Below are 13,563 nucleotides of genomic sequence, written 5' to 3'. Positions count from 1 at the left end.
CCTATGTCACTAAATTTCCCGCTGTTGCTGGTCATCGCCGTATTTGTCTGCGGCCTGTTGGCGTTGCTCGATCTGTTGATCCTGGCCCCGCGTCGGCGTGCCGCCATTGCTTCCTATCAGGGCAGCGTCAGCCAGCCTGACATGGTCGTGGTCGAGAAGCTGAACAAAGAGCCGCTGCTGGTCGAATACGGCAAGTCGTTCTTCCCGGTGTTGTTCATCGTGCTGGTGCTGCGTTCGTTCCTGGTGGAACCGTTCCAGATTCCTTCCGGTTCGATGAAGCCAACCCTGGATGTCGGTGATTTCATCCTGGTGAGCAAGTTTTCCTACGGGATCCGCTTGCCGGTGATCGACAAGAAAGTCATCGAAGTCGGTGATCCGCAGCGCGGCGATGTGATGGTATTCCGCTACCCGAGCGATCCGAACGTCAACTACATCAAGCGTGTGGTTGGCTTGCCGGGCGACACGGTTCGCTACACCGCGGACAAGCGTCTGTTCGTCAACGGTCAATCGATTGCCGAGCAACTGGTCGGCTCTGAGCCGGGCACGCTGGGCAGCGCCGAACTCTACAAGGAAAAACTCGGTGCCGCCGAGCACATGATCCGTAAAGAGATGAGTCGCTACCGCGCCATGCCGGACCATTCGTGGACCGTGCCGGCCGGGCACTACTTCATGATGGGCGACAACCGCGACAACTCGAACGACAGTCGCTACTGGGATGATCCGAGCATTCCCAAGGATCTGCTGGGCATGGTTCCCGACAAGAATATCGTCGGCAAGGCCTTCGCGGTCTGGATGAGCTGGCCGGAACCCAAACTCAGTCACCTGCCGAATTTCTCGCGGGTTGGCCTGATCAAGTAATCAAACACGGCGCTGTTGAACACAGCGCCGAATGCATTTCTGGAACCTGAAGAAGGTGACGGAAAAAGCATGAAGCCAATGATATTCAGGACGTTATTTTTGAACACAGCGTTAATTGTCCCAAGCCTGCGCCGCCTCACGGCGATGGCAGTGCAATCGAACCACGAACTCAGCGTGGGTAAACCGTGAGCGTCTCCTTAAGCCGTCTAGAGCGTCAGCTCGGCTACACCTTCAAGGATCAGGAACTGATGGTCCTGGCCCTGACTCACCGCAGTTTTGCCGGGCGTAACAACGAGCGCCTGGAATTCCTCGGTGACGCCATCCTCAACTTCGTCGCCGGCGAGGCGTTGTTCGAGCGTTTCCCGCTGGCCCGCGAAGGCCAGTTGTCGCGTTTGCGCGCACGCTTGGTGAAAGGTGAGACCCTGGCCGTACTGGCCCGCGGTTTCGATCTGGGCGAATACTTGCGCCTGGGCTCGGGCGAGCTGAAAAGCGGCGGTTTCCGTCGCGAGTCGATTCTGGCCGATGCCCTGGAAGCGCTGATCGGTGCGATCTACCTCGATGCCGGCATGGAAGTGGCCCGCGAGCGTGTGCTCGCCTGGCTGGCCGGAGAGTTCGAAGGCCTGACGCTGGTCGACACCAACAAAGATCCAAAGACCCGCCTGCAGGAGTTCCTGCAGTCCCGTGGTTGTGAGCTGCCGCGTTACGAAGTGGTGGATATCCAGGGTGAGCCGCATTGCCGGACGTTCTTCGTCGAATGCGAAATCATCTTACTGAATGAAAAAAGCCGAGGTCAGGGTGTGAGCCGTCGTATTGCCGAACAGGTAGCGGCCGCCGCAGCACTGATTGCCCTGGGTGTGGAGAATGGCAATGACTGATACAAACGCAACGCGCTGTGGCTATGTTGCCATCGTCGGCCGTCCGAACGTGGGCAAGTCCACGCTGCTGAACCACATCCTGGGTCAGAAGCTGGCGATTACCTCGCGCAAGCCGCAAACCACCCGTCACAACATGCTCGGTATCAAGACCGAGGGCGACGTGCAGGCGATCTACGTCGACACCCCCGGTATGCACAAGGGTGGCGAGAAGGCCCTGAACCGCTACATGAACAAGACCGCTTCGGCGGCGTTGAAAGACGTCGACGTGGTGATTTTCGTGGTCGACCGCACCAAGTGGACCGAAGAGGACCAGATGGTGCTCGAGCGCGTCCAGTACGTGACCGGCCCGCTGATCGTGGCGCTGAACAAGACCGATCGCATCGAAGACAAGGCCGAGCTGATGCCGCACCTGAGCTGGTTGCAGGAGCAGCTGCCGAATGCGCAGATCATCCCGATTTCCGCGCAACACGGGCACAACCTCGATGCGCTGGAGCGGGTGATTGCCGAGCACTTGCCGGAAAACGATCACTTCTTCCCGGAAGACCAGATCACCGACCGCAGCAGCCGCTTCCTCGCCGCCGAGCTTGTGCGCGAGAAAATCATGCGCCAGATGGGCGCCGAGCTGCCGTACCAGATCACCGTTGAAATCGAAGAGTTCAAGCAGCAGGGCAAGACCCTGCACATCCATGCCTTGATCCTCGTCGAGCGCGATGGCCAGAAGAAAATCATCATTGGCGACAAGGGCGAGCGCATCAAGCGTATCGGCACCGAAGCGCGCAAGGACATGGAGCTGCTGTTCGACTCCAAGATCATGCTCAACCTGTGGGTCAAGGTTAAGGGCGGCTGGTCCGATGACGAGCGTGCGCTGCGTTCGCTGGGTTATGGCGACCTGTAAACAGGTTTGCACTACACCGTAGAACCCTGTGGGAGCGGGCTTGCCCGCGATGAGGATGTAACATTCAGCAGAGATGTCGAATGTGAGTCCGTCATCGCGGGCAAGCCCGCTCCCACATTGGTTTGTGTTGATTTCAAAACGGCACGCCTTCAGCGAGACACTCATGTCGCAAACCCCGCCCATCGCCCAACCCGCCTACGTCCTGCATTCGCGCGCCTACCGTGAAAACAGTGCGCTGGTGGATTTCCTGACGCCGCAAGGCCGGCTGCGGGCGGTGTTGCGCAGTGCGCGGGGCAAGGCCGGGACGCTGGCGCGGCCATTCGTGCCATTGGAAGTCGAGTTCCGGGGCAAGGGTGAGCTGAAGAACGTCGGGCGCATGGAAAGTGCCGGTGTTTCCACCTGGCTCAATGGCGAGGCGCTGTTCAGCGGTCTTTACCTCAATGAACTGCTGATTCGCCTGTTGCCCGCTGAAGATCCGCTCCCCTCGGTGTTCGATCATTACGCCGCCACCTTGCTGGCCCTGGCTGAAGGTCGACCCCTGGAGCCCTTGCTGCGCTCCTTCGAATGGCGCTTGCTCGATGACCTCGGCTACGGGTTTTCCCTGACGACTGATATTCACGATCAGCCCATCGCACCGGACGGCCTCTACCGTTTGCAAGTGGATGCCGGGCTGGAGCGGGTCTACCTGCTGCAACCGGGTCTGTTCAACGGCACCGAACTGCTGGCCATGGCTGAGGCCGACTGGTCTGCCCCTGGCGCTCTTTCTGCCGCCAAGCGCTTGATGCGCCAGGCGTTGGCCGTACACCTGGGCGGCCGTCCACTTGTCAGTCGCGAGCTGTTTCGCAAGCCCTGATCACACCGTATGCTGTGCACCGAACTTTCTCTTCTTCTGGAGCGCTTTCCGTGACCACCAGCACCCGTATTCTTCTTGGCGTGAACATCGACCACGTTGCCACCCTGCGTCAGGCCCGGGGCACCCGTTATCCGGACCCGGTCAAGGCAGCGCTGGACGCGGAAGAGGCGGGCGCTGACGGCATCACCGTGCACCTGCGCGAAGACCGCCGGCACATTCAGGAACGCGACGTTCTGGTGCTCAAGGATGTGCTGCAAACCCGCATGAACTTCGAAATGGGCATCACCGAAGAAATGATGCAGTTCGCCGAACGCATCCGCCCGGCGCACATTTGCCTGGTGCCGGAAACCCGTCAGGAGCTGACCACCGAAGGCGGACTGGATGTGGCGGGGCAGGAAGCGCGGATCAAGGCGGCGGTTGAACGCCTGTCGAAGATCGGCTCCGAAGTGTCGCTGTTCATCGACGCCGACGAGCGTCAGATCGAAGCCTCGCGCCGTGTTGGCGCCCCGGCCATCGAACTGCACACCGGGCGTTATGCCGATGCCGAGACACCGACCGAAGTCGCCGAAGAACTCAAGCGTGTCGCCGATGGCGTGGCCTTCGGCCTGGCCCAGGGCCTGATCGTCAATGCCGGGCATGGCCTGCATTATCACAACGTTGAAGCCGTGGCGGCGATCAAGGGCATCAACGAGCTGAACATCGGGCATGCGCTGGTTGCCCATGCGTTGTTCGTCGGCTTCAAGTCGGCGGTGTCGGAGATGAAGGCGCTGATTCTGGCGGCGGCTGCCAAGGCTTAAATCCAACACAAAACCCTGTGGGAGCGAGCTTGCTCGCGATAGCGGTCTGACAGACACAATCGATGTGACTGAAAGGGCCTCATCGCGAGCAAGCTCGCTCCCACATTTGTTTGGTGGTGGCTGTCAGAGCGGGGCAGGCTCCTGCGCCGGCTTGGTCTTGTCGATCCCCGGCACAAGCAATTTTCCCTCGGCGACCTGGTCGCCTTCAAGCTGCGGCTGGGTTACCCAGGTCAGGATGTCGTAGTAGCGACGGATGTTCGCCACGAAGTGCACCGGTTCGCCGCCGCGGGCATAGCCGTAACGGGTCTTGCTGTACCACTTCTTCTCGGACAGGCGCGGCAGGATCTTCTTCACGTCCAGCCATTTGTCCGGGTTCAATCCTTCCTTGGCCGCCAGTTTGCGTGCGTCGTCCAGATGGCCGCTGCCGACGTTGTAGGCCGCCAGGGCAAACCAGGTACGGTCCGGTTCCTGGATCGAGTCGTCGAGCTGGTCTTTCATGTAGGCCAGGTACTTGGCGCCGCCCATGATGCTTTGTTTCGGATCGAGGCGGTTGGACACGCCCATGGCCTGCGCGGTGTTCTGGGTCAGCATCATCAGGCCGCGCACACCGGTCTTGGACGTGACGGCCGGTTGCCACAGGGACTCCTGATAGCCGATGGCCGCCAGCAGGCGCCAGTCGACTTTCTCTTTCTTGGCGTACGACTTGAAGTGCTGTTCGTACTTGGGCAGGCGTTGCTGCAAGTGTTGGGCAAAGGTGGTGGCGCCCATGTAGCCAAGCACGTCGACGTGGCCGTAGTAACGATCCTTGAGGCGTTGCAGGGTGCCGTTTTTCTTGACCTTGTCGAGGTAGTCGTTGATTTCGTTGAGCAGGCTGTTGTCATCGCCCAGCCCAACGGCCCAGCTCTGGTTGCTGGCGTCACCGAGGTCGAAGGCGACCCGGATGTTGGTGAAGTACACCTGGTTCATCGCGACTTCGTTGGAGTCGACCAGCGTCAGGTCGATCTGACCTTCGTCGACCATGCGCAGGAGATCGACGACCTCGACTGCGTCAGACTCTTCGTATTCGATGCCGGGAAATTTCTGTTTCAGCTGCGCCAGCTGTTCGGCGTGGGTGCTGCCCTTGAGCACCATGATCTTCTTGCCCACCAGGTCCTTGGCGTCCGTCGGCCGTGACTGGCCGTTGCGGTAGATGACCTGCGGGGTGACTTCCAGATAGGAGTGGGAGAAGCGCACCTGCTTCTTGCGTTCTTCGCTGCTGACCAGGCCGGCCGCCGCCAGCACCGGGCCGTTGGGCTTGCCGACCTGGTTGAACAGGTCATCGAGGTTGTCGGCGGTCTCGATCTTGAGCTCGACCCCCAGATCGTCGGCGAAGCGCTTCACCAGCTCGTATTCGAAGCCGGTTTCACCGTTGCGATCCTGAAAGTAGGTGGCGGGGCTGTTTCGGGTAACCACCCGCAGCACGCCATCCTCCTTTACGCGCTCGAGCGTGTTGGGTTTATCAACACAGGCACCGAGCATCAGGAAGAGTCCGGTTGCGATCAGCCATTTGGCGTACCGCGGACGCAAAGCCATTGGGAAAAACATCTGCGCAGTATACGCAAAGGACCACGGGCGCCATATCTCGACAGTGAAGGGCGAGTCTGCTAGAGATCACAAATTCGGCCGAAACCCCGCAGGAACGGGCCTTGTCTGCGTTTTGTTACAGTAAAAATAAGCTGTCGTCACACGCCCGGTTAACCTGACTTTCGGGGCAGAAACACAGATCGACACCCGAGTGCAACCGTGCGTAGCGTTTCGGGTGATGTCGCGGGCTGTTTAGGCTAGAATGCACGGCCTCAAAGCACACCCCTTCCCGAGGCTGTCCCGAAGATGTTGATCCTGCGCGGCGCTCCTGCCCTTTCCGCCTTTCGCCACAGCAAGCTCCTTGAGCAACTGAGCCAGAAGGTTCCGGCTGTCAGCGGCCTGTATGCTGAATTCGCTCACTTCGCCGAAGTTACCGGCGTCCTGACCGGCGACGAACAGCAGGTGCTCGCGCGCCTTCTGAAGTACGGTCCAAGCGTTCCGGTACAAGAACCGACCGGTCGTCTGTTTCTGGTGCTGCCGCGTTTCGGCACCATCTCGCCATGGTCGAGCAAGGCCAGCGACATCGCCCGCAACTGCGGCCTGGCGAAAATCCAGCGCCTGGAGCGCGGCATCGCGTTCTATGTGGCCGGCCAGTTCAGCGATGCTGAAGCCCAGTTGATCGCTGACGGTCTGCACGACCGCATGACCCAGATCGTGCTGGGCAACCTCGAACAGGCCGCCGGCCTGTTCAGCCACGCCGAACCGAAACCCCTGACCGCCATCGACGTGCTGGGTGGCGGCCGCGCCGCGCTGGAAAAAGCCAACACCGAGCTGGGCCTGGCCCTGGCCGAAGACGAGATCGACTACCTGGTCAACGCCTTCGTCGGCTTGAAGCGCAACCCGCATGACATCGAACTGATGATGTTCGCCCAGGCGAACTCCGAGCACTGCCGTCACAAGATCTTCAACGCCAGTTGGGACATTGATGGCCAGAGCCAGGAAAAAAGCCTGTTCGGCATGATCAAGAACACCTACCAGATGCACAACGAAGGTGTCCTGTCGGCTTATAAGGACAACGCTTCGGTGATCGTCGGCTCCGTGGCCGGTCGTTTCTTCCCGGACCCTGAAACCCGCCAGTACGGTGCGGTGCAGGAACCGGTGCACATCCTGATGAAGGTCGAGACCCACAACCACCCGACCGCGATTGCCCCGTTCCCAGGCGCATCCACCGGTTCCGGTGGCGAGATCCGTGACGAAGGCGCGACTGGTCGTGGCGCCAAGCCAAAGGCCGGCCTGACCGGTTTCACGGTGTCCAACCTGCAGATCCCGGGCTTCGAACAGCCGTGGGAAGTGCCGTACGGCAAGCCTGAGCGCATCGTTACCGCGCTGGACATCATGATCGAAGGCCCATTGGGCGGCGCCGCGTTCAACAACGAATTCGGCCGTCCGGCACTGACCGGTTACTTCCGTACCTTCGAGCAATCGATCACCACGCCACACGGTGACGAAGTTCGCGGCTACCACAAGCCGATCATGCTGGCAGGCGGCATGGGCAACATCCGCGAAGAACACGTCAAGAAAGGCGAGATCGTCGTCGGCTCCAAGCTGATCGTGCTCGGTGGCCCGGCGATGCTGATCGGCCTGGGCGGCGGCGCAGCTTCCTCCATGGCCACCGGCACCAGCTCGGCGGACCTGGACTTCGCTTCGGTTCAGCGCGAAAACCCGGAAATGGAACGTCGCTGCCAGGAAGTCATCGACCGTTGCTGGCAACTGGGCGACAAGAACCCGATCAGCTTCATCCACGACGTGGGTGCCGGTGGTCTGTCCAACGCCTTCCCGGAACTGGTCAACGACGGCGACCGCGGTGGCCGTTTCGAACTGCGCAACATTCCGAACGACGAGCCGGGCATGGCCCCGCACGAAATCTGGTCCAACGAATCCCAGGAACGCTACGTTCTGGCGGTCGGCCCGGCGGATTTCGAGCGTTTCAAGGCGATCTGCGAACGTGAGCGCTGCCCGTTTGCCGTGGTCGGCGAAGCCACTGCCGAGCCGCAGCTTACTGTCACGGATAGCCACTTCGGCAACAGCCCGGTGGACATGCCGCTGGAAGTGTTGCTGGGCAAGGCGCCGCGCATGCACCGTTCGGTGGTGCGTGAAGCCGAGCTGGGCGACGACTTCGATCCGTCGACCCTGAACATTGCCGACTGCGTCGAGCGCGTCCTGCATCACCCGGCCGTGGCCAGCAAGAGCTTCCTGATCACCATCGGCGACCGCACCATCACCGGCCTCGTGGCCCGTGACCAGATGGTCGGCCCGTGGCAGGTGCCGGTGGCCGACGTTGCCGTCACCGCCACCAGCTTCGACGTCTACACCGGTGAAGCCATGGCTATGGGCGAGCGCACTCCGCTGGCACTGCTGGACGCTCCGGCGTCGGGCCGCATGGCCATCGGCGAAACCCTGACCAACATCGCGGCCTCGCGCATCGGCAAGATCTCCGACATCAAGCTGTCGGCGAACTGGATGTCCGCCGCCGGTCACCCGGGTGAAGACGCGCGTCTGTACGACACCGTGAAAGCGGTCGGTATGGAACTGTGCCCTGAGCTGGGCATCACCATTCCGGTGGGCAAGGACTCGATGTCCATGGCCACGCGCTGGAACGATGAAGGCGTGGACAAGTCCGTCACGTCGCCGATGTCCCTGATCGTCACCGGTTTCGCGCCAGTGACTGACATCCGTCAGACCCTGACCCCGCAACTGCGCATGGACAAGGGCACCACCGACCTGATCCTGATCGACCTGGGCCGCGGCCAGAACCGCATGGGCGCCTCGATCCTCGCGCAGGTTCACGGCAAGCTCGGCAAGCAGGCTCCGGACGTCGACGACGCCGAAGACCTGGAGGCCTTCTTCGCCGTGATCCAGGGCCTCAATGCCGACGGTCACCTGCTGGCTTACCACGACCGTTCCGATGGTGGTCTGCTGACCTCCGTCGTCGAAATGGCCTTCGCCGGTCACTGCGGCCTGAGCCTGAACCTCGACAGCCTGGCGGATTCCTCCGCCGACATCGCTGCGATCCTGTTCAACGAAGAGCTGGGTGCCGTGATCCAGGTTCGCCAGGACGCCACCCCGGACATCCTCGCGCAGTTCAGCGCTGCCGGCCTGGGCGATTGCGTGTCGGTGATCGGTCAGCCAATCAACAATGGCGAGATCGGCATCACCTTCAACGGTGACACCGTGTTCGAAGGCCAGCGTCGTCTGCTGCAACGCCAGTGGGCCGAGACCAGCTACCAGATCCAGCGCCTGCGTGACAACGCCGACTGCGCCGAGCAAGAGTTCGACGTGCTGCTGGAAGAAGACAACCCTGGCCTGAGCGTCAAGCTGAGCTACGACATCAACCAGGACATCGCCGCGCCTTACATCAAGAAAGGCATTCGCCCACAGGTTGCCGTGCTGCGTGAGCAGGGCGTCAACGGTCAGGTGGAAATGGCGGCGGCGTTCGACCGCGCCGGTTTCAACGCGATCGACGTGCACATGAGCGACATCCTGGCCGGCCGTGTCGACCTGAACGAGTTCAAGGGCATGGTCGCTTGCGGCGGCTTCTCTTACGGCGACGTATTGGGTGCCGGTGAAGGCTGGGCGAAATCCGCGCTGTTCAACAGCCGTGCCCGCGATGCGTTCCAGGGCTTCTTCGAGCGCAGCGACAGCTTCACCCTCGGCGTGTGCAACGGTTGCCAGATGATGTCCAACCTGCACGAGCTGATCCCGGGCAGCGAGTTCTGGCCGCACTTCGTGCGCAACCGTTCCGAACAGTTCGAAGCCCGTGTTGCCATGGTGCAGATCCAGGAGTCGAACTCGATCTTCCTGCAGGGTATGGCCGGTTCGCGCATGCCGATCGCCATCGCCCACGGCGAAGGTCATGCCGAGTTCGCCAGCGAGGAAGCGTTGCTGGAAGCCGATCTGTCCGGTTGCGTGGCGATGCGTTTCGTCGACAACCACGGCAAGGTCACCGAAAGCTACCCGGCCAACCCGAACGGCTCGCCGCGCGGTATCACCGGTTTGACCAGCCGCGACGGTCGCGTGACCATCATGATGCCGCACCCGGAGCGTGTGTTCCGCGCCGTGCAGAACTCGTGGCGTTCCGATGACTGGAACGAAGATGCACCGTTGATGCGCATGTTCCGTAATGCTCGCGTGTGGGTGAACTAAGCGCCGTGTACAAGCTCGCTTTTTTTGTTCCTGACAGTCATGTCGAGGTGGTCAAGGACGCTGTATTCGCTGCCGGTGGTGGGCGGATCGGGGACTATGACCACTGTGCGTGGCAAGTGCTTGGCACTGGCCAGTTTCGACCTTTGGACGGCAGTCAGCCGTTCATTGGCGAGGCAGGGCAGGTTGAGCGGGTCGAGGAGTGGAAGGTTGAGCTTGTGGTGGCGGATGAGTTGATCGTGGCTGTTGTTGCCGCGTTGAAGCTCAGTCATCCGTATGAGACACCGGCTTATGAGGTGTGGCAGCTTGAAGATTTCTGATCTTTTTTGCTGTTGAAACAAAAAAAACCGCTGATTAAATCAGCGGTTTTTTTTGCCTGCAAATCTCAGATTTTGATCAAAGGGTCACTTGTAATATCAAAGCGCTATAGACGACGATGGCGGGCTACAAGAAAAGGATTTCATCGATGTCGTTCGTACACCATCACCTCGCGTTGCGTATTGCCCTGATCACCTGCAGTGGATTGTCCTGCCATGTAAATGCAAAGGAGACATTCATAGACTCCTTTACGGGAGCCCCGCAGCAGCTCACTGTCATTGACAACCTCACGGTATTTCATAGCGGGGGAGTTGTGGTCGATGGTACTGCCGTTGATTTGCGTACCTCCCTTAACACCATCCCCTCTCTGCATGTTTTCAACTATGGCCAGATCATCTCCACCGCGGCGAATGCCATCGAGACCCACTACGCAAACGTCGATTCGGGTTACTACTACATCAACAATTATTCAGGTGGGTTGATCGAGGGCGCGCAGAGTGCCATCCGATTTAGCAACCCGCAGAATCCTTTCGGTGAAAGCACGCTGACAAACGCTGGCATCATTCGTGCGCTCAGCGGGCAGGCGCTTGATTTCAGTGCCGCAATCGGAGATCGCGCCAGAACCACGATCGTCAACAGCAAGGGCGGCCTGATTATCGCCGAGGGTGGCGACGCTATCAGAACGGGCTCGCATGCTGACATCAGCAACGGCGGCGAGATCATTTCCCGCGAATCGACCCAGGCCCCCGGCACATTCAACGGCATTGATATCGGTGCAGCCGTGGATGTACGGATCACCAACAACGGTCAGATATCCGGAGCCAGACATGGCATTGCCGCCGTGCAGGACATACGGTTGAGTAATCAGGGCAACGTCATTGGAGGCAATGGCGCAGGGGTGTACTCCAAAGGTAATGCTTATCTCAACAACACTGGCCTCATCATGGGGGGCGACGTTGATCTCAAGGCCGACGATCACAGCAATGGTATCCGCGTTGAACGTGTTGCCGGGATCACTAATTCAGGTGGGATTCAGGGGGGTAACGCAGCGCTCTCAATCGGCGGCGGTACGGTGAATAACTACGGCTCCCTATTGCCAGGCCAGCGCTTCGGTATGATTCGGGGAGGCAATAACGGCATTGTGGTCAGTGATGGTAACGGCGGCTCAGCGGTGGCCGCTACGCAGTTGCTCAACTACGGCATCGTCCGCGGCCTGAACGGCGCTGGTGTGAAATTCATTGGCGATTTTGCCGACCAGGTTGTCAACGCCGGCATAATCGGCGGAAGCAATGGCATCGCGCTGGATCTGGGCGGCGGTGATGACACGCTCACGCTGAAAAGCGGCGGTCGGTTCGAGGGGCTGGTGGAGGGTGGCAGTGGCCGCAACACGCTGGTCATGGATGGCAGCGGCTTCGGCGACTCCAGCTTTGGCGAGAGTCGAAACTTCGCATCGTTACAAGTGCAGCAAGGCACCTGGACGCTGACTGGCTCGGGTGATTTCAGCGAGGGAGCGCATGTCTACAACGGTGCTGGGCTGATAAACCAGGGAGGAATCGCCGGTGATGTCACGGTTGATCAATACGCGTCCTACGGTGGCGGTGGGACGGTCTCCAACCTGAACATCAACGGCACCCTGAACGCTAGTACCTCGATCGGTGCGCCAAGAGTCAACGGCAACCTGAATATGGGCCGTGGCTCGATATTACTGTTTGGCATCAACCCGGATGGCACTGCCGCCACGACGCGGGTTTCAGGCAATGCCAACCTGACCGGCTCTGTCCTGAAGGTTTACACCACCCCCGGAGAATACCCGTGGCGCAGCCAATACACCGTGCTGGAGGCTGGCAGCATCACCGGCACTTTCGGTCATGTGACCGGTGAAAACTATTACGCATTCGTGGATCCGAAGGTTAGCTACCTGCCTACTCGCGTCGATATCACCTATACACGTAACGATGTCGATCTGAGTGAATACGCTCGAACCGCCAACGGCGCCCGGGCTGTCGACAGTATTCAGTCAATTGGCGGTCAGCGCGATTTCTGGGGCGAGTGGCAGACTCAGAATCCGTTGTATGACGCGCTGTTGAGTACTTCCCGAGCCAGCGCCAGTGCAGCCATTGAAAGTCTCGCCGGCAGCAGCTTCGCCAATCTGGGCAGCGCAGCCCTCAATTCCAGCGCTCAGGTCGGTACCAGCATGCTTTCGGCCATGCAGCAAACGGGAAGTGGCAGCGGCCTGCTGGTTGGGCTGGAATCCTCGCAGTCGCCAATGTTGGCAGCCACTGGCGTGCCAGCCACGGTTCGTAACTTGAATGATCCTCGAGCACAGGGCCGCGTCTGGCTCCAGGGCCTCGGCGGCTACGGCAAGCTGGATGGCGAACATGGCGAGCCCGGTCTTGAGCAACGAACGGCTGGCAGTGTGCTGGGCGTGGATTGGTCGCTCTCGCCCGAATGGCGCATGGGTGTACTCGGTGGTTATTCGAAGACTGACCTCGACAGCCACAACTTCGAGGGCACGCTGCACAGTTGGCATGTCGGCGCGTACGCCATGCGGCAGGATGGACCTCTGGCGTTACGCCTGGGGGCGGCGTACAGCGGCCATGACGGAGATACCAAGCGAACAGTTGAGTTCGAAGACTTCAGCGACCGGCCAAAAGGCAATTACGATGCCGACAGCCAGCAAGCCTTTGGCGAGTTGGGCTATTTGCTGGGTAGTGGCCGGCTCAACGTCGAACCGTTCGCCAATCTGGGGTACCAGCGTTATCACCGCGAAGGGTTCACTGAAAAAGGTGGCCTGGCCGCATTGGCCGTCGACACCCAGACTCAGGACAACTTCAGCAGCACTTTCGGCGTGCGCCTGGCACAGCTCAATCAGTTGCAGAACGGTATCAGCGTAACGCCGAGGGGTAGCCTTGGCTGGCGCCACACTTACGGCGACGTTGAAAATGAAACCCGCCAGGCTTTTGTTTTGGGCGGCTCCGGGTTCAATGTCCAGGGCAGTGCTTTGGACCGCGATAGTTTGATGGTCGGGGCAGGTCTGGACGTCGGGATCTCTGCACGCCACACCTTGAGTATTGGTTACAACGCAGAGGTGGGTAGCAATAGCCGTAATCAAGCGCTGACCGGGCAGTGGCAGATGAGCTTCTAAGGGCTGAATGGAAACCTGCGGAAAGTGATTTCAGCGGTTTTATTGTAACGAGAAGATCC

9 protein-coding genes are annotated in these 13,563 nt (G+C 60.3%); 8 read left to right on the top strand and 1 reads right to left on the bottom strand.

Translation table 11 applies throughout. The annotated features are described in order from the left end of the window. The first annotated feature begins 3 nt into the window (after positions 1-3). From lepB to pdxJ, 5 genes are all read left to right on the top strand, one after another. A complete protein-coding gene (gene lepB / locus CD175_RS24495; protein WP_007973961.1) occupies positions 4-858 on the top strand; it encodes a signal peptidase I in 855 nt (284 codons plus the stop codon). Between the two features lie 185 nt (positions 859-1,043). Further along, positions 1,044-1,733 carry a ribonuclease III gene (gene rnc, locus CD175_RS24490; protein ID WP_007973960.1) on the top strand — a complete coding sequence of 230 codons (690 nt, stop codon included), beginning with the start codon at positions 1,044-1,046 and terminating at the stop codon, positions 1,731-1,733. Then, complete coding sequence (gene era / locus CD175_RS24485) at positions 1,726-2,628, top strand: GTPase Era (protein ID WP_007973959.1); 903 nt, start codon at positions 1,726-1,728, stop codon at positions 2,626-2,628. The genes rnc and era overlap by 8 nt, the downstream gene beginning before the upstream one ends. Positions 2,629-2,791: 163 nt before the next feature. Continuing rightward, positions 2,792-3,481 (top strand): DNA repair protein RecO, encoded by a 690-nt coding sequence (gene recO / locus CD175_RS24475; RefSeq protein WP_104450773.1) that lies wholly within the window; start codon positions 2,792-2,794, stop codon positions 3,479-3,481. A gap of 50 nt (positions 3,482-3,531) precedes the next feature. Next, positions 3,532-4,278, top strand: coding sequence for a pyridoxine 5'-phosphate synthase (gene pdxJ, locus CD175_RS24470; RefSeq protein WP_007973957.1), 747 nt, complete (start codon positions 3,532-3,534; stop codon positions 4,276-4,278). Between the two features lie 123 nt (positions 4,279-4,401). On the opposite strand, the gene mltF is transcribed toward pdxJ, so the two are convergent. Continuing rightward, complete coding sequence (gene mltF / locus CD175_RS24465; protein ID WP_104450772.1) at positions 4,402-5,862, bottom strand: membrane-bound lytic murein transglycosylase MltF; 1,461 nt, start codon at positions 5,860-5,862, stop codon at positions 4,402-4,404. 285 nt (positions 5,863-6,147) lie between these two features. On the opposite strand from mltF, the gene purL reads away from it, so the two are divergent. The 3 genes from purL (at position 6,148) to CD175_RS24450 (ending at position 13,504) form a co-directional block, all read left to right on the top strand. Then, positions 6,148-10,044 carry a phosphoribosylformylglycinamidine synthase gene (gene purL / locus CD175_RS24460; protein ID WP_104450771.1) on the top strand — a complete coding sequence of 1,299 codons (3,897 nt, stop codon included), beginning with the start codon at positions 6,148-6,150 and terminating at the stop codon, positions 10,042-10,044. 5 nt (positions 10,045-10,049) lie between these two features. Beyond that, positions 10,050-10,361 (top strand): YqfO family protein, encoded by a 312-nt coding sequence (locus CD175_RS24455; RefSeq protein WP_104450821.1) that lies wholly within the window; start codon positions 10,050-10,052, stop codon positions 10,359-10,361. A gap of 146 nt (positions 10,362-10,507) precedes the next feature. Further along, positions 10,508-13,504, top strand: a complete 2,997-nt coding sequence (locus CD175_RS24450; protein WP_104450770.1) for an autotransporter family protein — start codon at positions 10,508-10,510, stop codon at positions 13,502-13,504. Positions 13,505-13,563: the final 59 nt, after the last annotated feature.

The organism is Pseudomonas laurylsulfatiphila, from assembly GCF_002934665.1.
Lineage (GTDB): Bacteria > Pseudomonadota > Gammaproteobacteria > Pseudomonadales > Pseudomonadaceae > Aquipseudomonas > Aquipseudomonas laurylsulfatiphila.
This window is presented reverse-complemented; position numbering and strand designations above follow the sequence as displayed.

Coding starts and splice junctions, on each gene's coding strand:
- CD175_RS24450 (WP_104450770.1), top strand. CDS start 10,508: ATGTCGTTCGTACACCATCACCTCGCGTTGCGTATTGCCCTGATCACC.
- lepB (WP_007973961.1), top strand. CDS start 4: ATGTCACTAAATTTCCCGCTGTTGCTGGTCATCGCCGTATTTGTCTGC.
- recO (WP_104450773.1), top strand. CDS start 2,792: ATGTCGCAAACCCCGCCCATCGCCCAACCCGCCTACGTCCTGCATTCG.
- mltF (WP_104450772.1), bottom strand. CDS start 5,862: ATGTTTTTCCCAATGGCTTTGCGTCCGCGGTACGCCAAATGGCTGATC.
- era (WP_007973959.1), top strand. CDS start 1,726: ATGACTGATACAAACGCAACGCGCTGTGGCTATGTTGCCATCGTCGGC.
- purL (WP_104450771.1), top strand. CDS start 6,148: ATGTTGATCCTGCGCGGCGCTCCTGCCCTTTCCGCCTTTCGCCACAGC.